This window comes from Gluconobacter vitians, from assembly GCF_015244565.1.
GTDB classification, from domain to species: domain Bacteria; phylum Pseudomonadota; class Alphaproteobacteria; order Acetobacterales; family Acetobacteraceae; genus Gluconobacter; species Gluconobacter vitians.
The window spans coordinates 190,855-214,930 of the sequence record NZ_JABCQG010000001.1 but is presented as its reverse complement, the minus strand read 5'-3'; the positions used below and the strand labels follow the sequence as shown (position 1 = coordinate 214,930).

Below are 24,076 nucleotides of genomic sequence, written 5' to 3'. Positions count from 1 at the left end.
GGCCTGCAAAGCAAGACTGACCAAGGATTTCCCATGCCCCTGCCTTCCCTGCGCAAACTCATTCCCCTGCTTGCAGGCACGGCCCTCTGCGCCGCCACCCTCACCACTATGGCACACGCGGCCCCGTCCGGTGTCCAGAAGCCCGGAACCATCACCGCCTCGACCCCACTTGCCGAGGCCCTCGGCCTTCCGGACGCCGGACGCGCCCTGCGCATCACCTATCTTTCGACCAACGGCATCACCGGCAAGGGCCTCGTTCCCGTCACGGCCGAAATCATCCTGCCCGCGGGTCCGGCTCCGCAGGGTGGCTGGCCGATCGTCGCCTGGGCCCATGGCACTGTCGGCGTGGATGACAGCTGCGCGCCCTCTCTCAACCCGTACAGCGACCGCAACCGTACTTATCTGTCCGCCTGGATGAAGCGCGGCTTCGCCATCGTCGCCACCGACTATCAGGGCCTCGGAACACCCGGCACCCATCCCTATCTGGACACCCGCGTCGAAGCCTACAGCGTCCTCGACAGCGTTCGTGCTGCCCTCGCCAACGTCCCAAACCTGCAAAACCGGATCATGATCGTCGGCCAGTCGCAGGGAGGCGGTGCGGCCGTCGCCACAGCATCCTACGCACCAACCTACGCGCTTGAACTGGACATCCGCGGCACCGTGGCCACCGGCGCGCCTTACGTGACGCCCGAACTGCTCGGTGGCCTGCTCAAAGCCGCGTCACAGCCCGGCGTCGGCTACAGCCCGCTGATCAATTACGTCTTCTACCTTGCCGCCGGACTGGAAGGACGTGATCCGCATTTCCGTCCCGAACAGGCCTTCACGCCTAAAGCGCTGCCCGTTTACCGCAACGCCGCCCATGAATGCCTGACCTCCCTGTCCCATCAGACGCAGGAAGCCGGCCTGACCCTGCAGAACAGCCTCCAGCCGACTTTCCTCAAGGCCATGAGCCCGGCCCTGAAAGCCATGGCGTTCCCAACGCTCAAGCTGGCCCAGCCCCTCTTCACCGGCACCGGAACAGAAGACCGCGACGTGCCCCCCGCCCTTCAGCTCGGTCTGGTCAAAGCCGCCTGCGCAGCAGGCTCAACCGTTCAGGCCCATCTCTACAAGGGACTGGACCACAGCCAGGTCGTAAACGGCTCCCTGCCGGACTCCGCCACTTTTACGACAGCCGTCATGACCGGCCAGCCCGTCACCCCGCAATGCAATCCCGTTCCCCAATAAACACCCGCAGACGCAGCCCATAAAAAAACGGCCCCGGATCACCCCGGGGCCGTTTTTCATTCACGCAGCTTGCGTAGACTTCAGTTCGAAGCCGGAGCCCGCAGCGGCTGGTCAGCCGAGACATCCTTCAGCGGAATGCCCTCATACTTGCCCGTCAGCGTCTTGAGGAACGCCACGATATCCGTGACATCCTGATCGGCAATGTCATGATCCGGCGTCTCGTAGCGTGCCATCTCCCGCACGACCTGCTCCAGCGTGGTCGCCGAACCGTCATGCAGCCAAGGACCCGTCAGTTCGACATTGCGCAGGTTCGGAACCTTGAACCGCTCACGATCGCCTTCCTGATGCGTCACAGCCATACGGCCTTCATCCGCAGCCGTCAGCTTCGTGTGACGGTTCTCGAAATACGGCCCTTCCAGCCCCAGGATCTCATAGGCGTCACCACCCACGGCAATGCCGCTATGGCACCCCGAGCAGCCGATTTCCTTGAAGCGCTCATACCCGCGCTTTTCCTGCGCCGTGATCGCCTTCGCATCGCCCTTCAGATACAGGTCAAAGCGGCTGTCCGGCGTAATCAGCGTCTTTTCATATTCCGCAATCGCCCCCGTGATCGTGTCCTTGTCGATCTGGTCGGAGCCAAAAGCCGCGTTGAACTGCTCGGCATAACCCGGCGTGCTGCGGACATGATCGGCCACCGTGTTCCAGTCATGCGACCCCATTTCCAGCGGGTTCATGACCGGCCCTGCCGCCTGTTCCGCCAGATCCTTCGCACGGCCGTTCCAGAACTGCGCCATGCTGAACACGGAATTATAGACGGTCGGCACATTGATCGGCCCCTTCTGGCCACCAATACCCGTCGCGGTCGTCAGATTGTCCACGCCACCCTTGTTCAGACCATGGCAGCTTGCGCAGTTGAGCGTGCCATCACCCGACAGACCCTTGTCAAAGAACAGTGCCCGGCCCAGCTCGGCCTTCTTCCAGTTCACATCGACACTTTCGGGGATCGGCTGGATCGGCTCGCCACGGAACTGCGCCGCCACGCCCGGCGTCGCATAGTAACGCTCACGCTGCTCACGCACCCATTTCAGGATGTCCGCACGCTGCTTCTCGTCCAGATGCGCATGCGGGTGCATCAGCAGATAGGCTGCCGGCGGCATCCGGTTCTGCGTGATGACTTCCTCAATGCGGGAAAGCTGCTCGACGGAAGGCGGCTTGCCGTCCTGCAGGGCCGTCAGAACCGGCGCATATTCAAAATGACGCTGCCCCTGCACCAGATCACGCTTCATGATCTGGTTGGCGAGCGGCAGCTTGAAATAGAACGGCAGCTCAACGTTCTGCGTATGGCAGTAATCGCAGCGCACTTCCCGAAGGGCCGCGAACGCCGCCATGGCCGTCGGGTCCTGACGCGTCGGGCTGCTGGCGGGCAGCTGCGGTGCTCCAGCATGATCAAAATGCTCAAGATAAGTGACGGTCCCGCCCCAGGCGACAACGCCCAGCGCCACCAGACCGGCAATTCCTTTTGTAATCGTGCTGGAACGCACCACTTTTCTCCTCATACTCACGGTGTCGTGATAATGCGGAAAAGTGATACACAAAGTCAAAGTGATTGAACCTGTCAGGAAAACAGGTGTTGTCGATTAATCCTCGTCCTCATGATCGATCGCCGCCCGCACCCGCTTGCGCGCCACGTTTACATAGGACGTATCGGTATCAATTCCGATCCCCACACAGCCCATCCGCTCCGCCGCCACCAGCGTCGTGCCCGATCCCATAAACGGATCCAGCAGCACGCCACCCGGCCGCAACCCATGCAGCCGGATACACGCCTCGGGAAGCGCCACCGGGAACGTCCCCGGATGGCTGAACTTCTCTTTGCGGCTGCGCACGGTCTCGTAGGGAATGAACCACGTATCGCCCCGGCATCGCCGGTCCGTGATGTGCTGCCGCCGCACGATATTGCTCTTGTCCGTAAACGGCACACCCGCATCCAGCCGCGACACCAGCACATTTCCTGTCTTGGTCAGATGGAACACATGCTCATGGTTACGATTGACGAAACGCGCCGAATTCAACGGCTTGAAATGCCCGTAAGTGATCTCACCCACCGAGATCGATTTGATCCAGGTGATATGGTTCTGAAGCACGAACAGCCTGCGCAGCCGCGTCATCAGCTCGAACGGCAGCCAGGGCTGTGAGGACGACCCCGCGATATTCAGGAAGAATGATCCATCATCCTTCATGACGCGGGACAGACTGGTGCAGACATCCTCCATCCAGTCCAGATACGCATCCTCGGGCAGCCGGTCCTGATAGGTCCGGTACGGCACCCCCAGATTATAGGGTGGCGACGTCACCACAACGTCCACGCTCTGCGACGGCATCCGCTTGAGGACCGTCGTGCAGTCCCCCCGGATCAGCGTATGGACACCGAGCTTCTCCCGGCGACTGCGGATCATTGTGCGGCAGGTTCCGCAGGAGGACGCGGCAGGAACAGCACCATCCGCCCATGTGCATGCAGGTTCCCGGCCACGGCCTGCGCCGCAGCCCCCCAACCCGTGAACAGATCGGCGCGCCCGGCACCTTTGATATCCGTGCCGATATCCTGCGCGAACACCAGATGATCCCAGTTCACCTGCTGCCCGACACCATAAGGCAGCGTCGTCTCAACCCAGAGCGGCATGGCAAACGGCACCATGGACCGGTCCACCGCCACGGAACGCCCGGCCGTCAGCGGCATCCCGAACGCCCCCTTCGGCCCCTGCGCCAGATTGCCGTCATCACGGCGGAAGAACACATAATTCGGATTGCGCTCCATGACGGACATCATCCGGTCCGGATGCGCTTCAAGCCAGTTCCGAATGCTGTCCATACTGACTCCATCCGCAGGCAGTTCACCATCCTGCACAAGGACACGTCCGAGCGGCACATAGGCCTGCCCGTTGCGCCCGTCATAGCTGACACGCACCTGCCCGCCATCCGGCAGAATCAGCCGCCCGGAACCCTGGATCTGAAGGAAAAACAGATCCACCGGGCTTTTCAGCCAGGCAATCTCAAGCCCCTGCCCCGCCAGCGCCCCGCCATCAATCGCGGCACGGTCATAATACGGCGCAAACTGCCCGTTGACCCAGCGCCCGCTGACCATCTGGCCATTGGTCGCCTTCGCCCGCACCAGATCGCGCGGACGGCCATAGACCGGCGTCTGATAGGCCCCGCCCTGCGTCAGGGAAGCCGGGATCTGCGGCTCGAAATAGCCGGTAAAGAACGCCTGTGTCCCCGCCTCGTATGGCTGGAACCATGTCTGAAGATACGTCCGCGCGTCCGTCGCTGTTGCCAGCCCCACACAGGCATTGGCCCAGTCGGCAGCATGACGGCCATACGTGATGTCCTCACTCCCGCCGAGCACCGTCTCGGGCGGCAACTGCGACAGGCGACGGCACTCATTCCGCAGCAGCGGCATCAGGGAGGCAAAATCCTCCTGCCCCCACCCGGCAAGGGAGTCATAACCAACAGGAGAGAGCGAAAACGAAGACGGCGCATTCTGCGGGGTACACCCGCAAAGCACGCCGAGCGTCACCAGGGTCAGCAGTTTTTTCATCGGATCGGTAAAAAACTCGAAGCAGAAAACGAAAAGGATCAGGCCGGACGGGACGCCGCCAGCCGCCACCGCGCATCGGACTGCCCGACGACACGCTCGAAAAGCCACAGATCATGGAACTCGGTCACGGCCTCGGTCCCGACCACGGGCTCACCCGCGCGGTCCGTCAGGATGTTCACCTGACGCGAAACAATCTTCACCTCGATTCGGCCCGTCCGCGCGCCATCCTCTGCCGACACGATCATCGCATCGAGAATGGACAGGCTCTCAACACCACGCAGATCACTGCGCTGCGTCTCGCCTGCCTGTTCCCGCGCATCGATCGCAGCGGAAAAGGACTCCATGGAAACCGGGGTCAGCAGCTTCTGCAGCACCGCACGGTCACCAACCGCAAACGCCGGCACCACCTGGCGGAACGTGTCCTCGGCATCCTTCAGGAACCCCGAAGGCGAAAATCCCGGGAAAACGGACGCGATTTCACCCAGCACCGTCCCGACCCGCGTTGCAGGTGCAGGAATTTCATAATCCACTTCCGGTGCCGCAGCCGCATTGAGCGCCCCGTTCGCATCACCCTGTCCGCCCGATGCCTTACCCGGCAGCGGCGGCGGAGCACTTGGACGGGACGCATCCGGCGCCGCACCATTCTTCGCGCCCGGACCGAAACGCCCGGCTCCGGGACGTTCCTGCCGGACCCCCTGCATCCCGACACGGCGGCCAAGAACGCGGTAAAGCCTCACCCCCAGCGCCACGGCGAGCACGAACAGGACCACAAGGTCCCAGGGGAAATGATGACCCGCGTGATCCATGAGACCGGCGGGGAGGTGGATGTCGCTGGAAGACATGACGTCCTGTGTTTCGCAGTGTTCGGTGAAAGATCTGTTGCCCTAGAGATAGGGTGCAATCCCTCCGATCTCAACCATCTGTCCGCCAGAACCGTGTCTTGGCGCGCAACGGACATCATGCTACCGCCAAGGGATCGCAATCGTTCCAATCGATGTCCGCCCTGGGGTGCGCCCCTGCGGATCCGGAGACTGTATGTCAGAGAACACCACCGACAACGCCGCCCTGGGCCAGGAAAACGTGCCGGCCATGCCGCTGGCCATCAACCTGCAGTACACGAAGGACCTGTCCTTCGAGGTTCCGGCTGGCGCTGCCATCTTCACCACGCTGCGCTCCGCCCCGCAGATTTCCGTCAACATCGACGTCCAGGCCAACCGTCTGGAAGAAGACCAGGCCGTCTATGAAGTCGCCCTGGCCGTCCGCGCCGAGGCCGCTGAGCCGCCGGCACAGGAAGGTGGACAGGCTGGCCGCACGGTGTTCATCGCCGAGCTGACCTATGCCGCTGTCGTGACGCTGAACAACCCGCCGGAAGAGCTGATCGAGCCGATCCTGCTGGTCGAAGTGCCGCGCCTGATCTTCCCGTATGTCCGCTCCATCGTCAGCGATGTCACGCGTGACGGCGGCTTCCCGCCCGTCGTGCTGCAGCCGATCGACTTTGTTGCCCTGTGGCAGGCCAAGCGCGCCCAGCAGTTCCCGGAACCCGCCGGCGAAGCCTGATTTCAGGACACTGGCCCGAGCTGCTCCAGCGGATCGGGCCACATCACCGCGCGCCATTCCTCCGGGTTCAGGCGCGCGGCAATGGCCTCTGACAGACAGAGCGCCCGCACGGCAGACAGCGCCGTCACCTCTTCGGCCCTAAGCGCTCCCCTGAACGCCTCGGCCGTCTTCCCTGAATACAGCAGCACCGCCTCGACGCGCCCGCCCCGAAGCGCATCCTGCGCCGTCTCCGGCAGAGCCTCACACATGGCCGCCGCATAGACCTCGACGCGCTCCACGCCCAGATCTCGCGCCAGCTCCACGCCATAACCCTCGCCACTGGCCAGCAGCACATCCGCGCCCATAATGCCGCGCGCCCGGCAGAACGCCGCCAGAGCCCGCGCATCCCCGTCCGCCGCCTCGACATTCACGAACCCGGCCTTGCGCGCCCGCGCCGCCGTCCGCGCACCCACGGCCACGATAAGCCGATCCCGTGGCCAGTCCCGCAACGCAGGCAGCGCATTCGCACTCGTCACCAGCACGGCCCGGAATGCCCCCGGCGCAACAGGCTCAAATGTCGTGATGTCCAGCATCGGACACGCCACAGCGTCCCAGCCAAGCGCCCGGACATCCGCCATCGTAGCGGACAGTCCAGGCTCCGGCCGGGTCACCAGAACAGTACGTCCCGGTTCAGGACGGGTAAGCGTCAGGGACGCCTCATTTCTTCAAAAATATGGGCCGGCGTGTCGCGGCGAAGCTCGTCCGCAAGCTCGGTCCCCATCCGGGCCGCCTCAAGAGGCGCACCCTCGATTTCACGACGGAGCAGGAACGTCCCGTCCTCGCTCGCAATCATGCCGCTCAGCTTCAGCACACCGTTCTCGATCCGGGCATAACCGCCGATCGGCGTCCGGCACGACCCGTCCAGCTCCGCCAGAAGCGCACGCTCGGCCGTCGAAACCGCCCGCGCTTCCGGATCCTCGATCGCGGACAGCAGTTCGCGGAGTTCCAGATCGCTCTCACGAACCGTCACGCCCACAATGCCCTGCCCCGAAGCCGGCAGCATCTGGTCCGGCTCCAGCACGACATCCACACGGTCTTCCATACCCAGACGCCGCAGACCCGCCAGCGCCAGAAGCGTCGCATCGCACGCCCCGGCCCGCAGCTTGTCCAGCCGCGTCTGCACATTCCCGCGCAGCAGACAGAACCGCAGATCAGGCCGCACATGCAGCATCTGCGCCTGACGACGCACGGACGCACAGCCGACCAGAGCCCCTTCGGGCAGACAGTCATACGGACGCTGCGGATCAACCTTTACATCCCGGTCCCGCAGGATCAGCGCATCGCGCGCATCCTCACGCTTGAGCGTGCAGGCCAGCACCAGGCCCGGCGGCAGGTTGGTTTCCAGATCCTTGAGACTGTGCACCGCGAAATCGATCCGCCCGGCTGCCAGCGCCTCATGGATTTCCTTGGCAAAGAGACCCTTGCCGCCGATTTCCGCCAGGCGCTGCACCAAGTTACGGTCGCCCTCGGTGCTGATCTGGTATTCCTGAAACGCGCCCATATCACGCAGAACGGGGCAGAACCGCGTCAGACGCGTCAGAAAGTTCCGCGTCTGGACCAGCGCCAGCGGAGACGCCCGCGACCCGACACGAAGAGGGAGCTTGCGGCCGGTAGGCGGCTCAGCGGCATGGGAGCGGCGGACGGCTTCCGCGGCGACTCTCTGGAGCGCCTCGGAAGGCAGGACGGGAGCATTCATGAACGGCAGCTTTAGCCCATTCACACGGGACTGTCATGATATGACAGACTCGGCCATAATAAGCCCCATGTCAGCCCCCGCCACTTCTCCGTCCGCACCCCTGCGCCCCCTTCTGGCCATCGAAACCTCCTGCGACGATACGGCCTGCGCCATCCTCGCCCATGACGGCACGATCCTGGCCGAAGGCGTCCTGTCCCAGACCGATCACGCCATCCTTGGCGGCGTCGTCCCGGAAATCGCAGCCCGCGCCCATCTGGACGCCCTGCCCACACTGGTGGCGGAAGTCCTGAAAAAAGCCTCCCTGACGCTGGCCGACATCGACACTTTCGCAGGCACGACCGGCCCCGGCCTGATCGGCGGCCTGATCGTCGGCAGTTCCTACGCCAAGGGACTGGCCATGGCACTCCACCGCCCCTTCGTGGCCGTAAACCACATCGAGGCCCACATCCTCACCCCGCGCCTCCCCAGCCTGGGTGCTGACCTGCACTTCCCCTACCTGACAATGCTGGTCTCGGGCGGCCATTGCCAGTGCGTCTCGGTCGAGGAAACCGGCCGTTATGTCCGCCTCGGCGGCACAATCGACGACGCCGCCGGAGAAGCCTTCGACAAGGTCGCCAAAATGCTCGGCCTCGGCTGGCCCGGCGGCCCCGCTCTGGAAAAACTCGCCACCGAAGGCCGCGACGACGCCTACCCGCTCCCGCGCCCCCTCAAGGGCCGCGAAGGCTGCGATTTCTCGTTCTCGGGCCTGAAAACCGCCGTCAGCCGGTTGATCGACACGCAGGACCCGACCGGCAGCCGCGACGCCTTGCCCCGCCAGTTCGCCGCCGATGTCGCAGCCTCCTTCCAGCGCGCCGTTGCCGATGTGATGGCCGACCGCGCCGAACACGCTCTGGCCCTCAGCCCGAACGCCACGGCCCTGGTCGTCGCAGGCGGTGTCGCCGCCAACAAAACCCTGCGCCAAGCCCTCGAACAGGTCGCCGCAAACCACGGCATCCCCTTCTTCGCCCCGCCCCTGCGCCTGTGCACCGACAACGCGGTGATGGTCGCCTGGGCCGCCCTTGAACGGCTCCATGCGGGCGAAACCCCCAACGAAATCGACACCGCCGCCCGCCCTCGCTGGCCCCTGTCGGAACGCACTCCCGCCACCCCGGAACACGTCTCTTGAACTACCGCCACATCTACCACGCCGGAAACTTCGCCGACTGCATGAAGCACGCGCTGCTTCTCGCACTCATCAAGGCGCTCAAGCGCAAACCCGCAGGCTTCGTCGTCCTCGACACCCATGCCGGATGCGGCCGCTACGATCTGACGTCCGAAGAAGCTGAAAAAACCGGCGAATGGCGCGCCGGCATCGGCCAGCTTCTGGACCGGCCAGCCGCCGAACCGCTTAAGGACTATCTCGACGCCGTCCGCCCCAACGTACAGGACCGGCACCGCTACCCCGGCTCCCCCGCTTTCGCCCGCGCCGAACTCCGCCCGCAGGATCAACTCATTGCCTGCGAACTGCACCCCGAAGACGTCCGCCCCCTGCGTCGCCTCTTCCACGCCGACCCGCAGGCTGCCGTCCATCACCGTGACGGCTACGAAGCCCTTCGCGCCCTCCTGCCGCCAAAAGACTTCAAGCGCGGCCTCGTCCTCATTGACCCGCCGTTCGAGAAGCCCGACGATTTCGCCCGCTGCGCCGATGCCATCGCGCTGATCCGCACCCGCTTCCGCGCCGGGATCGTCGCGGTCTGGTATCCGATCAAACACCGCACACCCGTCCGCGCGTTTTACACGGCCCTTCAGGATGCCGGCATCCGGGACATGCTCGCCTGCGAGTTCCTGCTCCGCCCGCCCGTCGATCCGTCCCGCCTGAACGGCTGCGGGCTGCTGGTCGTCAACGCCCCGTTCGGCTTCGAGGAGGACGCCCGCAACATCCTGCAAGCCCTCGCCACCGGCCTGCGTTCCCCTGACGCCGAAGACATCCAGATCAACATCGAACGGCTGGCAGAGGAATAACCATGACCAGACCCCATATCGCGATCATCGGCGCCGGAGCCTGGGGAACGGCGCTGGCCTGCGCCACGGCCGCGACTGGCGCGGACGTGGCCCTCTGGATGCGCAACCCGGTCCCACCCGGAACCCGCACCCTCCCGCGCCTGCCGGGCATCACCCTGCCCGACAACGTCACCATCACCGGTGATTTCCCCCGCAGCGCAGACGTCGTCCTGCTCGTCACCCCGGTCCAGACCGCCCGTGACGTCTCCACGCGCCTCCAGACCGTGCTCGACCCCGCAGTTCCCGTCGTGACCTGCTGCAAGGGACTGGAACAGGCTACATCCCTCCTGCCGCTCGATGTTCTGGCGGAAACCATGCCCGGCCGCCCGACCGGCGTCCTCTCCGGCCCTAACTTCGCCATCGAAGTCGCAAAAGGCCTCCCCGCCGCTGCAACGCTGGCCTGCGCGGATCTCGCTCTCGCGCAGAAACTCACGTCGCTTCTCAACACCTCCGCCTTCCGCGTCTACGCCAGCGATGACGCAGCCGGCGTCCAGCTCGCGGGCGCTGCCAAGAACGTCATTGCCATCGGCGCCGGCATTACGATCGGCGCGGGCCTGGGCGAAAACGCCCGCGCCGCTCTTATCACCCGCGCCGTCGCCGAGATCAGCCGCCTTGCCGAAACCACGGGCGGCCGCGCCAGCACGCTCGCAGGTCTCGCGGGCATGGGCGACCTCATCCTGACCTGCACCGGACGCGGCTCGCGCAATTACAGCGTCGGCCTCGAACTCGGCGAAGGCCGTTCCCTTGAAGACATTCTGGCGTCCCGCACCACGGTCGCCGAAGGCGTTCTGACCGCCCCGGCCATGCGCGCCCTCGCCCGCAAACACCATGTCCGCGCGCCCATCATCGAAACCGTCACCCGCATCCTGGGCGAAGGCTTCACGATTGAGGAAGCCCGACACCTTCTGCTGGACCGCCCTCCCACGCAGGAGTAACCATGATGACATGTGGATGAGAAACGAGAGGTTGCGCCGCATCATCGGATGCAGCCGCATCGCCCGGGCGCTGACCTTCGGGTTGCAGAACGCCCTGCAGATGCGACTGCTCTCCGGCCACAAGGACCCGCGGACCCTCTCCAGCCTCCGGCACGCCATCCGCGGCACAAGATCGCTCCTCAGCGCGGATGAAGCCTTCATCCTCCACGAAATCGCCGCAGCCCAGACCACCCTACCCGGCGATTTTGCCGAATTCGGCGTCTATGAAGGCGCCTCGGCGGCCCTGCTCTGCTCGGTAAAAAACGACCGCACCCTGCACCTGTTCGACACCTTCGAGGGCCTTCCCGAAAGTGTGCGCAGTGGCGAAAGCGGCGTCTTCCACAAAGGCCAGTTCATCGGCACCCTGCCGCATGTAAAACGCAAACTGACCGGTTGCCGGAACGTCCGGTTCCACCCCGGCCTGTTCCCCGGCAGCACATCCGATCTCGAAGACCTGCGTTTTTCGTTCGTCCATCTGGACGTGGATTTGCATGACGCCACCCTGGCCGGACTGGACTATTTCTATCCCCGTCTGGTCCCCGGCGGCATCATTCTCACCCATGATTTCTCGATCATCCCCGGCGTCGCCCAGGCGTTCCGCACCTTCTTCGCAGACCGCCCCGAACGCATCATCGAGTTCCCGACCACACAGGCCATGATCATCCGTCACCCGGCCTGAACAGCCGGGCCTGCCTCAGTGCAGAACCGCGCAGGCCACGCGATCCCCCGAACCACCAATCGGCTGGCTCTGATAATCATCAGGTTTGGCATGAATGACCACGGACGCCCCATCCGCATCCATCAGCGCCGGACGCTCCCCCTGCCCCTTCAGCGACACCAGCGTGGAATAAAGCTCCACCGTCGCCGTCCCGTCCGCCGCGACATACAGATTGGGCAGATCACCCGCATCATTCGCATCCGCATTCAGCAGACCATGCACCACCGGCGTTGCCGCATGAACATGCGCGCCCGCACTGGTGAATTTTGGAGCCGCACAGCTCCCCTTTTCATGGAAGTGAATCCCGTGCCAGCCCGGCGTCAGCCCCTGCACCTGAAGGCGCAGCAGAACGCCTTTGGGCGCCTCGGTCACATTCACGATCCCATGCGAAGAACCATCAATCCCCTTCAGCTCCCCCGTCACACTGTCGGCAGCATTGGCCAGCGAAGGAACAGCCATCGCAGAGGCCAGAAGAAGGGTCAGAAATCCGGAACGACGCATGGAGAAACTCTCAGTCCAGCAAGAAAGATGATAACTATTCTCACCTTACGCCGGGCTGACATATTTTCGGATCAGAGATTCGTGAGCCGCCCCGCAATCATACGAAAAGTCCCGCGATCACCGCACTCATCGCATTAGACAGCGTCCCCGCCGCCACGGCCCGAACAGCCAGCGACGCCACATCCGTCCGCCGACGCGGCTCCGCACTACCGAATGCCCCGATCAGAATCCCGATCGTCGAGATGTTCGCAAACCCGCACAGCGCAAAAGACAGGATTGTAATCGTCCGCTGCGACAGAGCATGCGCATGGATCAGCGGCGACAGGTTCACATAGGCCACGAACTCGTTGAATGCGATCTTCTGCCCCAGCAGCCCGCCCGCCACGACACACTCGCTCCACGGCACCCCGAGCAGCCAGGCAAACGGCGCAAACACTGTTCCCAGAATCTGCGCCAGAGACAGACCTACCGCCCCCAGAAGTCCGTTCGCGAGCGCAATCAGTCCCACAAACGCAATCAGCACAGACCCCACAGCCACCGCGATTTTCGCGCCATTCATCGCGCCATCCGCAATGGCTTCGAACATGCTGTGATGCCCGTGATCCGCCCCGGCAATCTGCGCATCGGACCGGCGCGGCCCCGGAAACAGAATGCGCGAAAACAGCAGTCCGCCCGGAATGGCCATGAAAGACGCCGCCAGCAGGTTCTCCATCGGCACGCCCAGCGACGCATATCCCGCCAGCACGGACCCCGCGATGGAGGACGTCCCGCTGCACAGAACCGTCGCCAACTCCCCTTCCGACATTTCCGCCAGACAGGTCTGAAGCGCGATCGGCATCTCGCTTTGTCCCAGAAAAATCGTCAGCACCGCCGAGAACGATTCGAGCCCCGTCGTCCCCAGCACCCGCGACAGCGCACCACCAATCAGCTTCGAGAGGAACTGCAACACGCCCCAGTGCTGCAACAGCCCCAGAAGGGCTGCGACATAAACGATCTCCGGCAGAACCTTGAGCGCAAAGACGAAACTGTCATTGCCAAACAGCCCGTTCATCTTCGGCCCAACCAGCCCGCCGAACAGGAACGCACTGCCCACATCCCCGTAAGACAGGACCTTCGTCACCGCATCGGACATCAGATGCAGCCCATGCGCACCCGGCGGCACCCACAGCACGACCGCCGCAATCAGCATCTGCAACAGCAGCGCCCGTCCGACGAGCGACCAGTCGATGGCCCGGCGGTTGGTGGACAAAAGCGCACCCAGAAACAGAAGACCGGCCATGCCGACAAGGACGCGCAGGATCACGCAGGCAAACTCCTCACCCAAAAACAGAACGACGCACCCGGAACTGAACCCGAAACGACCTGAACCTGTCCGTCATGTCACGTCCTGTCCACCCCTCCTCTCTCGCCTGCACGCCCCCGAACCGCTAGGATGCCGCCGACTGATAGGGAGAAGCCCCATGACCTGTGCCTATGATTTCAGCCTTCCCGGCCTGTCCGGCGACACGATCGACCTTTCGGCCTATCGCGGACGACCGCTGCTGATCGTCAACACGGCATCCAAATGTGGCTTCACCCCCCAGTACGAAGACCTCCAGCACCTCTGGTCCCGCTATGGCCGCGACTATCCCGAAGGCCTGATGATCATCGGCGTGCCGTCGAATGATTTCGGCCAGCAGGAACCCGGCTCGTCCGAAGACATCAAGAATTTCTGCCACCGCAATTACGGCGTGAGCTTCCCCATGACCGCCCGCCAGCACGTGCGCGGCCCCGAAACCACCCCGCTGTTCCGCTGGCTGGACAAACAAGGCGGCTTCCTCGCCCGCCCCCGCTGGAATTTCTACAAATACCTGACTGACCGCGACGGCAATCTGGCCAACTGGTTCACACCACTGGCCAAGCCCGCCTCAAACCGCGTCGAGGAAGCCGTCCGGAGGGTCCTGCTGGATCACTGACCCCCGAGCCGCCCCGCAAGCGCGGCTTCGATCAGCGCGATATTCCGCAGATCGGCCTTGAAGACCGTATCAAACAGATCCCCCGCCAGCGGTACGAGGCCCACCACGGCCTCGATCGCCACATTGCCCAGCATCCGCTGCACGGTCTGGCGGTCCACGCCCATCCGGCGCCCTTCCCAGACGATATAAAGCGACAGCGCCGTCCCGATCAGCGCACCGCCTCCGGGCAGAAGCCCCAGCAGCGTATCCAGCCCCGCCCTCAGCCGCAGCCCCGGAATCCGCGCGGCAGAGTTTAAAAGCCAGGCCAGACGCCGGATCCGATCCAGCCTCAGACGAAGCTCGGCGACACTCACAGGCGGGGAAATCGTTGAAAAATCGGTCATGGCACCCCCTATCACGCAACAGCGACAGGGAAGTTCGTCTTTTTTCCTTGAACAACCGTATCGAAAGCCGCCACAGTTCAAGTCAGAAATGTGACAGGAGACATTTATGAAGGACTCACCGCTCCGCCCGATCCTGCCCCTTCTGGTTGTCGCCGCCCTCGGCGCACTGACCCCGGCCGTAGCCCATCACGTCACGACCTTCCTCGGCCTGTCCGGCATCTTCTGGGCCAGCGCCATGCTGATGCTTGAAGTCACGCTGCTCTGCATTGGCCTTGCCGCGATCCGCCCCACGATCCAGCAGCCCGCCAGAACCGAAACGACCCTGCACAACCGCGAAACGGTCCTGCGCTGAAGCCCATCCGTCACACTGCGCTTTTCCTGTAACGGGGGATATGTCACGGCGCTGAATGATCGGCTAGGATCAGGAAATGCTTCGCAATTTCCTGACAGTCGGCAGCTGGACCATGCTTTCGCGTGTCCTCGGCCTCGTTCGTGACCAGCTTCTCGCCGCGTTCCTTGGTGCCGGCCCCGTTCAGGACGCCTACCTGATCGCGCTTCGCCTGCCCAACATGTTCCGGCGCCTCTTCGGCGAAGGCGCGTTCAACGCCGCCTTCGTGCCGATGTTCACCGAGCGTTACGAAACAAAGGGCCACCAGTCCGCCCTGCGCTTCGCGGGACAGGCCCTGTCCGGACTGATGCTCTGGCTCGCTTTGCTGACCATCCTGGCTGAAATCTTCATGCCGCTGGTCGTGAGTTTCATCGGCTCGGGCCTCACCGGGAGCCGCTTTGAAACCGCGGTGCACCTGTCACGAATCACGTTCCCCTACATGCTGCTGATCTGCGGCGCAGCCCTCGTTTCGGGCGTGCTGAACGGCCTCGGCAAGTTCACCGCAGCCGCAGCCGCCTATGTCACCTTCAACATCATCGGTATCGCCGCCATCCTTCTCGGCGCACTGGTCTGGCACAACACCGCCGTCGTCAGCGCTTGGGGTGTCACGCTCTCCGGCGTCGTCCAGCTCGGCGCCCTGTACTGGGCCGCCCGACGCGCCGGCATGGCTCCGCATCTGACATGGCCCAGCTTCTCACCCGACATGCGCGCGCTCCTGCGCCGCATGGGGCCCGGTCTGGTTGGCTCCGGCGTCACCCAGATCAACCTGACCGTCGACACCATCATCGCCACGCACCTCCCCGTCGGCACGCCCTCGATCCTGTATTTCGCAGACCGCATCAACCAGCTCCCGCTCGGCGTGCTGGGCTCGGCAGCCGGCACGGCCCTCCTGCCGCTCCTGACCCGCCACATCGCCAACAATGACCGCACCGCCGTCCATGCCAGCCTCAACCGCGCCATCGACTACACACTCCTCCTGACGCTCCCGGCCATGATCGGCATGATCGTCCTGGCCTCCCCGATCATGGCCGCCCTGTTCGGCTACGGCCATTTCACCGTCAGCGACGCCATCCTCTCCGGCCAGTGCCTTCAGGCCTACGCGCTCGGCCTGCCCGCCTTCGTCCTCATCAAGGTCGTCTCCCCGGCCTTCTTCGCCGAAGGCGACACCGTCACCCCCGTCCGCATCGGCTTCTTCACGCTGGCCCTGAACCTCGTCCTCAACCTTCTGCTCTACCGTCCGCTCGGCCATATCGGCTCGCCGCTGGCCAGCACGATCGCCGCCTTCGTCAACTGCACGCTGCTCGCCGTCATCCTGCACCGACGCGGCCTCTTCATCGCAGATCCGCTCCTGAAAGGCCGCGCCCTGCGCATTGCCGGTGCCGGCATCATGATGGCCCTGTGGGTCGCGGCCGCCGAAAAGCTCGTTGCCCCCGGCCTGCCCGCCTGGCACGGCGTGTGGCGTCTGGGCATGCTCACGGCGCTGATCATCTTCGGCATGCTCGTCTACGCCGTGATGCTCGACGCCCTGAAAGTGGTGCGCCTGCGCGACGCCACCGTGGCTTTCCAGACACGCCTGAACCGCCGACGCGCCCGCTGACCCCTCCGTGCCGGTTCACACACCGGCACGGAGACGTTATTTTCCAATCCCCTTCCCGAAGTGACAGCCCGGAGACCGGACCCATCGGCACCTTCATGCCCCTGCCTACCGCCGAAAACGCCAGCCCCGCGATGGCCCAGTGGTTCGACCTCAAACACCAGGAACCCGACGCCCTCCTGTTCTTCCGCATGGGCGATTTCTACGAGCTGTTCTTCTCCGACGCACAGGCCGCCGCCATGGCGCTCGACATCGCGCTCACGGCCCGCGGCACCCATCAGGGCGAGCCGATCCCCATGTGCGGCGTCCCCGTCGCGGCCGCCCCGGCCTATCTGTCGCGCCTGATCCGCCGCGGCTTCCGCGTCGCCGTCGCCGAACAGACGCAGGCCCCACCGAAAAAAGGCGAAAAGCCCCAGAAAGGCCCGCTGTCCCGCGCTATCGTCCGCGTCGTCACCCCCGGCACCCTGACCGAAGACGAACTGCTCGAAGCCGGACGCGCCAACCTGCTCCTCGCCATCGCCCGCAGCCCTGAAAAGCGCGCCAAAACGATCGGCGCAGCCTGGATCGACATCTCCACCGGAGCCTTCGAAACCGCCTCGGTCCCCGAAAGCGCCCTTCCCGAACTGATGGCCCGGCTCGACGCCGCCGAGATTCTGTCCGAACCCGATCTCATTTCCCCTGATTACGCGTCCCGACTGGCCCCCGTCGCCGTTCCACCCACGCTCGACAGCGCCCGAACCCTCGTTGCCCGCGCCTATGGCGTCGCCCAGATCGACGCCCTCGGAGACTTCCCGCCCGAACAGGCCATCGCCTGCGCCATGGCCCTGAACTACGTCCAGCGCAGTCAGGCCGGAGCGCTCCCGCGCCTCTCCCGCCCCATCCCGCAGGGCACGGACGGCGTCCTCGGCATCGACCCTGCCACCCGGGCCAGCCTCGACATCCTCCGCACCCGCGATGGAGCAACCAAACACAGTCTCCTCGGCGCCGTCACCCGTACCGCCACGGCCGCAGGCTCCCGCCTCCTCGCCCGGTGGCTCGCCTCTCCCCTGACCGACGCCACCGCAATCACGGACCGCCAGAACGGCTGGCTCTGGCTGCAATCCATCCCCGGCCTGTCCGGCGCTCTCGGCGATATCCTGCGCCGCACGCCAGACCCCGCCCGCGCGCTGGGCCGCATCTCTGCCGGACGTGGCCAGCCCCGCGATCTCGCCGCCATCCGCGACACGCTGATCGCCGCCAACGACATCACCGCCCTGTTCCAGCCCGCCTGCGACCAGAACACGCCCACCCTGATCCGCACCCTCACCGCAGGACTGTACGGCCGCGCCGACACCCTGCTGGACCAGCTTCAGGCCGCCGTCGCCGAAACCCTGCCCGCCCGGATCGAGGATGGCGGTTTCATCGCCCCCGGCTACAACACGGAGCTGGAACGCTATCGCGGCCTGCGCGACGAAAGCCGCCGCATCATCGCCGCCATGCAGGGCGAGCTTTCCGAAAAATTCGGCGTCTCAAACCTCAAGATCAAATACCACGCGCAGCTCGGCTACGTGATCGAAGTCCCGTCCGCTGCCGGCACGAAACTGCGCGACAACCCCGAACTGTCCTTCCGTCAGGGCACGGCCAGCCTCGCCCGCTTCTCCACGGAAGAACTCGCCGGCCTGGACCGCGCCATTCTCGAAGCCGCCGACAAGGCGTCTGCACTGGAACGCCGCATCTTCGCCGAGCTCTGCGCCCGCATCCTGCAAACCCCGGCCCTCGATGAAGTCGCCGAGTTTCTCGCCCTCGCCGACGTCCTGCGCTCCTGCGGCCTGCTCGCGGAAGGCGGCTCATGGTGCCGCCCCACCGTTACGGACGGTACGGAGTTCAGCCTCGTCGCCTGCCGACACCCGGTCGTCGAAGCCGCACTGGCCGAATCGGGAAGCGCCGACGCCCGCTTCATCCCCAATGACTGCGCTCTGCCGCCCGAACACCGTGCCATGCTGCTCACCGGCCCGAACATGGCTGGCAAATCCACCTTCCTGCGCCAGACCGCACTGGCCGTCATCCTTGCGCAGGCAGGCCTCCCAGTTCCGGCCCAATCCGCCCATATCGGCGTCGTGGATCGCCTGTTCTCCCGCGTCGGCGGCGCGGACGACCTCGCCCGCGGCCGTTCCACCTTCATGGTCGAAATGACCGAGACCGCCGCGATTCTCAATCAGGCCGGCCCCAAGTCCCTCGTCGTCGTGGACGAGATCGGCCGCGGCACCGCAACGCTCGACGGATTGTCCATTGCATGGGCAACGCTCGAGGCCCTGCACACCCAGCTTGGCTCCCGGACAATCTTTGCAACACATTTCCATGAACTCGGCGCCCTGACCGAATTCCTCCCCCGCCTCGCCCCCTACACGATGGCCGTGAAAGAGTGGCGCGGCGAGGTCATCTTCCAGCACGAGGTCCGCCCGGGTGCAGCCCGCAAGAGCTGGGGCCTGCATGTCGCAAAACTGGCGGGAATCCCCCAATCCGTCGTCAATCGCGCCAGCCGTCTCCTGTCCCAGTTCGAGCGCGAACAGGCCGAAGCCCGCTCCTCACTGCCCCTTTTCGAAGCCGTCGCAGAGCCGGAACCACCGCCGTCTCACACGCCAGAAACGCCGCCCGCCCCATCCCCGCTGGAAGACGCAATCCGGGCTCTGAACCCCGATGATCTCTCTCCCCGCGACGCATTGGATGCGTTATACAATCTGAAACGCCTCGCCTCCGGAAACGGCACTTGAAAGAAAACTCTTTCTGGGGCGAAACTCCTCCTCTTCCCTTCGCTGACGATACGGATAAGCCCCTGTCTGACCGAACCGCCTCCCCCCCGCGCGACCCGGCCTCACCGCTCAAGGCTGCCCTCGAGACCGCTGCGACACAGGGGCTGACCAGCCGCGAGAACGTGCTCTCCATCCTGCGCCGCCATCTGGGCAGCGGGCACGCTACGGTCCGCGAACGGTTCGAAAAGCGCAGGATTTCGGGAGTCGATGCCGCCCGTGCCCTGGCTCATCAGGCCGACGACATGGTCTGCGCCCTGGCCGATCTTGCCGCACAGAAACACGAAGCCCCGGGCGAACCCCTCTGCCTCTGCGCCACCGGCGGCTACGGCGCAGGCCTCCTCGCGCCTTTCAGCGACATCGACATCCTGTTCCTGATCCCTGGCGACCCGACCCCGGCCATGACCACCCGGATCGAGTTCATCCTCTACGCCCTGTGGGATCTCGGCCTGCGCGTCGGCCACGCCACGCGCTCCATCGCCGAATGCGTCCGCGACGCCGACAGCGACCTCACCATCCGCACCGCCCTGCTCGACCTGCGCTTCCTGCACGGTGAGCGCAGCCTGGCCCGCGACCTGCGCTGCGCGCTCGGCGCCGACCTTCAGAATGACCGGCTGTGCGAGTTCGTCATGGGCAAGATCGGCGAGCGCGAACAGCGTCACCGCCGCTTCGGCGACAACCCCTACATGGTCGAGCCCAACATCAAGGAAGGCCGCGGCGGCCTGCGCGACCTGCAAACCCTGAACTGGATGGGACGCGCCGCCCTCGGCTGCGCGGTCTCAAGCCCCGACCGCAACGGCGCCCCCGGCGAAGCACCCGAAACACCATCCTTCGCGTCCTTCGGCCTGCTCACAGACCGCGAATCCCACCGCGCCCGCCGCTCGTGGGACTTCCTGTGGACGGTGCGCCTGCACCTGCACTACATCACCGGCCGCGCCGAGGAACGCCTGACCTTCGACGTCCAGCCCGTCATCGGTGGCCGCATGGGCTATGCAACCCACGGCCGCCAGCGCGGCGTCGAACGCTTCATGCGGCATTATTTTCTCACCGCCCGCGACGTCATGCGCCTCACCAGCGTGCTGCAACCCGTCGTGCTGATGCATCTTCAGGACCAGACCACCGGCGAGCCACCCAAAATCGTCCCCGGCCCCGAAGAGTTCCAGACCATCGCCGGCCGCATCTGCCCCATCGAGCCCGTGACCTTCGCAGCTCAGCCTCGCGAGATGTTCCGCCTGCTCGACTGCGGCCGCCGCCACGACTTGCCCCTGCACCCCATCGCGATGCAGCAGATCATCCGAAACGAACGCCACGCCGTCACCCTGCGCGACGATCCCGAAACCGCAAAAATCTTCCTCGACCTGCTCTGCGAGCCCAGCGCGGACGAGACCAAAGCCGTCCCCTTCTGGCTCCCGATCCTGAACGAGACCGGCCTCCTCGGGCGCCTCCTGCCGGACTGGTCCCGCGTCGTCGGACAGATGCAGTTCGACAGCTACCATATCTATACGGTCGATGAGCACATCGTCGAAGCCGTCCGCATGATGGGCCAGATCGAAGCCGGTCGCATGGCGGACGAGATCCCCCTGGCCTACACGCTGGCCAGCGACCTGCGCTCCCGCCGCGCGCTTTACGTCGCCGTCCTGCTGCACGATATCGGCAAGGGACGCGGCGGCGACCATTCCGAAATCGGCGCCGACCTCGCACTGACGATCTGCCCGCAGCTCGGCCTCGACCCCGAGGAAACCGACACCGTCTCCTGGCTGGTCCTGCACCATCTCCTGCTGTCCCAGACCGCTTTCACCCGCGACATCGACGATCCCCGCACGATCCTCGATCTCGCCGACACCATCCAGTCCCCCGAACGCCTGCGTCTCCTCATTCTCCTGACCATCGCCGATATGCGCGCCGTCAGCCCGAAGGTCTGGAACGCCTGGAAAGCAACCCTCCTGCGCGAACTCTTCTCCCGCGTCGCCGAGGTCCTGGAAGGCGGGCTGGCCGCCACCGAACGCGACAGCCGCGTCAACCACGCCCGCGAACTTGCCCGTGACGGGCTTACGGGCACCCTACCCGACAGCAGCATCGACCGCTTTCTGGACCTCGGCTATCCGAGCTACTGGCTCGGCTTCGACACCGACACCCAGATGCGCCACGCCCGCATGGTCCACGACTCAGACCGCTACCGCTCCCCGGTCACGGTCGAGGCCTATCCCATCCCCGAACGGGGCGTCACCGAACTCACCGTCCTCTGCGCCGACCATCCGGGCCTGTTCTCCCAGATCGCCGGCGCCCTCGCCGTGGCAGGCGCCTCCATCGTGGACGCCCGCATCCACACACTCAGCGACGGCATGGCGCTCGACACGTTCTGGGTGCAGGACGGAGAAGGCTGCTCCTTCGAGGAACCGCACCAGCTCGGTCGCCTGAACCATCTCGTGGAACAGGCCCTCTCGGGACGTCTCGACATCCGCAAGGGCATCGAGGACGCCAGCCATCACAGCACCTCGCGCCGGATGCGCGCGATCCACGTCCCACCCCGTGTCGTCATCGACAACACCGCCTCGGACCGTCACACCGTCATCGAAGTCAATGGCCGCGACCGTCCCGGACTGCTGCACGACGTCACATCCGCCCTCAGCAGCGCGTCACTCCAGATTTCGTCGGCCCATATCACGACCTACGGCATGCGCGCCGTGGACGTGTTCTATGTGCGGGACCTGCTGGGCATGAAAATCACCGATCCGGTCCGCCTCGCCCGCCTGCGCGAAACCCTGCTCGCCTCCCTCACAAGCTCTCCGGTCACTACACCCGCGAGCTGAGCGCCTCCGCAACATCCCGCAGCACGGCCTCCCACCCCGCGGCAACCGCCGCACCGGAGGGCGGCCGGAACTGCCGGACATCCCTGTACCAGTCCACATCTTTCCATCGCCAGTCACCGCCTTCACGGTTGAGCAGCCACAAAGGCCGCCCCAGCGCACCCGCCATATGCGCCACCAGCGTATCCACGCTGATCACCAGCGCGCACCGCCCCACTTCCCGCGCCAGATCCAGCGGCGTCTCAAGCGGAACCCGTTCCATCCAGTCCGGCACATCACCCCGCTGAAGCGCGACAAACCGCACACCGGAAACCTGCCGCAACACGTCCAGACACTCCACCGGAACCGACCGCCTGCGATCAAACCGATAGGACGGATTCCCGGACCAGCAGATCCCGATCCGCCCGGCTTGCGCCCGTTCCGGCACCGTCAGATAAGGCTGAACAGACGGTTCATCCTCCATCCCCAGAACCCGCGGCAAACTCAACAGACTGACCTCAGCCGCAACCGGCCCATCAGCAGGCAGAATCCACCCCTGATCCAGTTCCGGCATCAATCCCGCCAGCGCCGCCGTCCGGAACCGGAGCCGCAACGGCCGCCGCTTCGCCGCTTCTGTCAGAAAGCGCAGAAACTGGACCTCATCCCCCAGCCCCTGCTCCCCGAGAACAGCCACCGGCTCCGCTCCCGCCGATCCATCCCATTGCGGAACCGCAGACGTGATTTCCAGCAACACCCGGCGGCTCTCAAAATCCCGCCACCCTTCCGCAAACCGACCCTGCCCCAGCAGAATGGTCGCCCGGTTGAACCGCGCCCGCGCCGCTTCCTCGCCCGTCTCACGCGTGATGATCGCCTGAAAAAGCGCCTCTGCCTCCTCCAGCCGCCCGACTTCCATCAGAACCGTGCCCAGACTGTTGGCAATCCGCCCGTCCAGAGGCCGAAGCTCCAGCGCCTCCCGTAACGTCGCGCAGGCTGCATCAAGCTCGCCCAGCGCCATTTCCACGAGCCCCAGACTGTTCAGTGTCTCCGCCGTCCGAGCCCCAAACTCACAGGCCTGCAGCAGAACATGCCGCGCCTCCCCGAACGCATTGCCCGCAAAAAGCGCCGCCCCCAGATTGGCCAGTGCCGCACCGTCCTGTGGCCTACGATTCACGACCTGCCGGAACTGCCCGACAGCCTGCTCCCACAGCCTGTCATCCAGAAAAAGCGATCCGAGCCGCGTCCTCACAAAACTGTCATCCGCCAGCAGATCCGCCGCTTTCCGCAGCGCCTCCCGCGCCTCACCCCGCCGCCCCAGCGCTACAAAAGCGTCTCCCAGAGCGGCATGGGCACGCGGGTCCGAGGGCTGCAAAATCACGGCAACATTCAGGGCTGCGCGCGCCGCTTCAGCATAGCCCTGCGCCAGAAGCGCAAGCCCCAGCGTGATGTGCATCCGGGCCTTCCGATCAGGAGAAATGCCGCTTTTCTGCAAGGCCCGCCCGACCAGTGCGATCGCCGTGGCATCCTGTCCACGGGCCCGCGCCAGACAGGCCATCCCATGCAGGGCATCCGGCTGTCCCGGCTGCCCGGCCAGAATAGCCCGGAACCCGGCCTCCGCCCCCGCGAGATCCCCGGCACTGAAGGCGGCAAAGGCGGGTTCGGTGGGGTCATATGAAAACAGAGGTCTCATCAACTCTTCGTGCTCCGAAATTCCCGGAAAATCCACCTAGACATGTGTTAACGAAGTTTTCACAGTTCTTTGGTCAAAATGACAAATCCAAGTCAGTGTCAGAGGTTTTGAGACGATGCATCTTGAACAGAGAACCGGCCCGGTTCCGGGTCT

Annotated in this window: 21 protein-coding genes; 11 read left to right on the top strand and 10 right to left on the bottom strand. The window is 65.0% G+C overall.

The window, feature by feature from the left end:
- The first annotated feature begins 33 nt into the window (after positions 1 to 33).
- The gene (locus HKD24_RS01065) at positions 34 to 1,224 is read left to right on the top strand and encodes an alpha/beta hydrolase (protein ID WP_194258620.1); all 1,191 of its coding nucleotides are present in this window, start codon (positions 34 to 36) and stop codon (positions 1,222 to 1,224) included.
- Positions 1,225 to 1,304: 80 nt separating this feature from the next.
- Here the strand turns inward: HKD24_RS01065 and HKD24_RS01060 are convergent, their stop codons facing one another.
- The 4 genes from HKD24_RS01060 to HKD24_RS01045 form a co-directional block, all read right to left on the bottom strand.
- Positions 1,305 to 2,780 carry a cytochrome-c peroxidase gene (locus HKD24_RS01060; protein WP_228124077.1) on the bottom strand — a complete coding sequence of 492 codons (1,476 nt, stop codon included), beginning with the start codon at positions 2,778 to 2,780 and terminating at the stop codon, positions 1,305 to 1,307.
- A gap of 81 nt (positions 2,781 to 2,861) precedes the next feature.
- On the bottom strand, positions 2,862 to 3,680 hold the full coding sequence (locus tag HKD24_RS01055; RefSeq protein WP_194258618.1) for a DNA-methyltransferase: 819 nt from the start codon (positions 3,678 to 3,680) through the stop codon (positions 2,862 to 2,864).
- Complete coding sequence (mltA, locus tag HKD24_RS01050; RefSeq protein ID WP_194258617.1) at positions 3,677 to 4,819, bottom strand: murein transglycosylase A; 1,143 nt, start codon at positions 4,817 to 4,819, stop codon at positions 3,677 to 3,679. Before mltA ends, HKD24_RS01055 begins: the two co-directional genes overlap by 4 nt.
- Positions 4,820 to 4,857: 38 nt before the next feature.
- A complete protein-coding gene (locus HKD24_RS01045) occupies positions 4,858 to 5,661 on the bottom strand; it encodes a Tim44/TimA family putative adaptor protein (protein ID WP_194258616.1) in 804 nt (267 codons plus the stop codon).
- Between the two features lie 193 nt (positions 5,662 to 5,854).
- On the opposite strand from HKD24_RS01045, the gene secB reads away from it, so the two are divergent.
- The gene (gene secB, locus HKD24_RS01040; RefSeq protein ID WP_062507511.1) at positions 5,855 to 6,376 is read left to right on the top strand and encodes a protein-export chaperone SecB; all 522 of its coding nucleotides are present in this window, start codon (positions 5,855 to 5,857) and stop codon (positions 6,374 to 6,376) included.
- A 2-nt stretch (positions 6,377 to 6,378) separates the two neighbouring features.
- Here secB and HKD24_RS01035 read toward each other — a convergent pair whose 3' ends face one another.
- Both HKD24_RS01035 and hemC read right to left on the bottom strand, forming a co-directional pair.
- Entirely contained in the window at positions 6,379 to 7,026 is a 648-nt protein-coding gene (locus tag HKD24_RS01035; protein WP_322783260.1) for a uroporphyrinogen-III synthase, read from the bottom strand.
- 35 nt (positions 7,027 to 7,061) lie between these two features.
- The gene (gene hemC, locus HKD24_RS01030) at positions 7,062 to 8,111 is read right to left on the bottom strand and encodes a hydroxymethylbilane synthase (RefSeq protein ID WP_194258615.1); all 1,050 of its coding nucleotides are present in this window, start codon (positions 8,109 to 8,111) and stop codon (positions 7,062 to 7,064) included.
- Positions 8,112 to 8,178: 67 nt separating this feature from the next.
- Here hemC and tsaD point away from each other — a divergent pair, with 67 nt between their 5' ends.
- From tsaD to HKD24_RS01010, 4 genes are read left to right on the top strand one after another with little or no spacing between them, the layout of a single operon-like run.
- Entirely contained in the window at positions 8,179 to 9,276 is a 1,098-nt protein-coding gene (gene tsaD, locus HKD24_RS01025; protein ID WP_194258614.1) for a tRNA (adenosine(37)-N6)-threonylcarbamoyltransferase complex transferase subunit TsaD, read from the top strand.
- A complete protein-coding gene (locus HKD24_RS01020; RefSeq protein WP_194258613.1) occupies positions 9,273 to 10,112 on the top strand; it encodes a 23S rRNA (adenine(2030)-N(6))-methyltransferase RlmJ in 840 nt (279 codons plus the stop codon). Before tsaD ends, HKD24_RS01020 begins: the two co-directional genes overlap by 4 nt.
- A 2-nt stretch (positions 10,113 to 10,114) precedes the next feature.
- The gene (locus HKD24_RS01015) at positions 10,115 to 11,086 is read left to right on the top strand and encodes an NAD(P)H-dependent glycerol-3-phosphate dehydrogenase (RefSeq protein ID WP_194258612.1); all 972 of its coding nucleotides are present in this window, start codon (positions 10,115 to 10,117) and stop codon (positions 11,084 to 11,086) included.
- Between the two features lie 16 nt (positions 11,087 to 11,102).
- Entirely contained in the window at positions 11,103 to 11,804 is a 702-nt protein-coding gene (locus HKD24_RS01010) for a TylF/MycF/NovP-related O-methyltransferase (RefSeq protein ID WP_194258611.1), read from the top strand.
- A 15-nt stretch (positions 11,805 to 11,819) separates the two neighbouring features.
- Here the strand turns inward: HKD24_RS01010 and sodC are convergent, their stop codons facing one another.
- Both sodC and HKD24_RS01000 read right to left on the bottom strand, forming a co-directional pair.
- Positions 11,820 to 12,344 (bottom strand): superoxide dismutase[Cu-Zn], encoded by a 525-nt coding sequence (gene sodC, locus HKD24_RS01005; protein WP_194258610.1) that lies wholly within the window; start codon positions 12,342 to 12,344, stop codon positions 11,820 to 11,822.
- A 97-nt stretch (positions 12,345 to 12,441) separates the two neighbouring features.
- Positions 12,442 to 13,647, bottom strand: coding sequence for a NupC/NupG family nucleoside CNT transporter (locus HKD24_RS01000; protein ID WP_194258609.1), 1,206 nt, complete (start codon positions 13,645 to 13,647; stop codon positions 12,442 to 12,444).
- A 157-nt stretch (positions 13,648 to 13,804) separates the two neighbouring features.
- Between HKD24_RS01000 and HKD24_RS00995 the strand changes: the two genes are divergently transcribed.
- Positions 13,805 to 14,299 carry a glutathione peroxidase gene (locus HKD24_RS00995; RefSeq protein ID WP_194258608.1) on the top strand — a complete coding sequence of 165 codons (495 nt, stop codon included), beginning with the start codon at positions 13,805 to 13,807 and terminating at the stop codon, positions 14,297 to 14,299.
- On the opposite strand, the gene HKD24_RS00990 is transcribed toward HKD24_RS00995, so the two are convergent.
- Entirely contained in the window at positions 14,293 to 14,682 is a 390-nt protein-coding gene (locus tag HKD24_RS00990) for a DUF4112 domain-containing protein (protein ID WP_172493026.1), read from the bottom strand. The genes HKD24_RS00995 and HKD24_RS00990 overlap by 7 nt on opposite strands.
- Before the next feature lie 106 nt (positions 14,683 to 14,788).
- On the opposite strand from HKD24_RS00990, the gene HKD24_RS00985 reads away from it, so the two are divergent.
- From HKD24_RS00985 to HKD24_RS00970, 4 genes are all read left to right on the top strand, one after another.
- Complete coding sequence (locus tag HKD24_RS00985) at positions 14,789 to 15,034, top strand: hypothetical protein (protein ID WP_194258607.1); 246 nt, start codon at positions 14,789 to 14,791, stop codon at positions 15,032 to 15,034.
- Positions 15,035 to 15,110: 76 nt separating this feature from the next.
- Positions 15,111 to 16,667, top strand: coding sequence for a murein biosynthesis integral membrane protein MurJ (gene murJ / locus HKD24_RS00980; RefSeq protein ID WP_194258606.1), 1,557 nt, complete (start codon positions 15,111 to 15,113; stop codon positions 16,665 to 16,667).
- Positions 16,668 to 16,762: 95 nt separating this feature from the next.
- Positions 16,763 to 19,414 carry a DNA mismatch repair protein MutS gene (gene mutS, locus HKD24_RS00975; RefSeq protein WP_194258605.1) on the top strand — a complete coding sequence of 884 codons (2,652 nt, stop codon included), beginning with the start codon at positions 16,763 to 16,765 and terminating at the stop codon, positions 19,412 to 19,414.
- Complete coding sequence (locus HKD24_RS00970; RefSeq protein ID WP_194258604.1) at positions 19,411 to 22,260, top strand: [protein-PII] uridylyltransferase; 2,850 nt, start codon at positions 19,411 to 19,413, stop codon at positions 22,258 to 22,260. The genes mutS and HKD24_RS00970 overlap by 4 nt, the downstream gene beginning before the upstream one ends.
- Here the strand turns inward: HKD24_RS00970 and HKD24_RS00965 are convergent.
- Positions 22,244 to 23,923 (bottom strand): tetratricopeptide repeat protein, encoded by a 1,680-nt coding sequence (locus HKD24_RS00965; protein ID WP_194258603.1) that lies wholly within the window; start codon positions 23,921 to 23,923, stop codon positions 22,244 to 22,246. The genes HKD24_RS00970 and HKD24_RS00965 overlap by 17 nt on opposite strands.
- Positions 23,924 to 24,076: the final 153 nt, after the last annotated feature.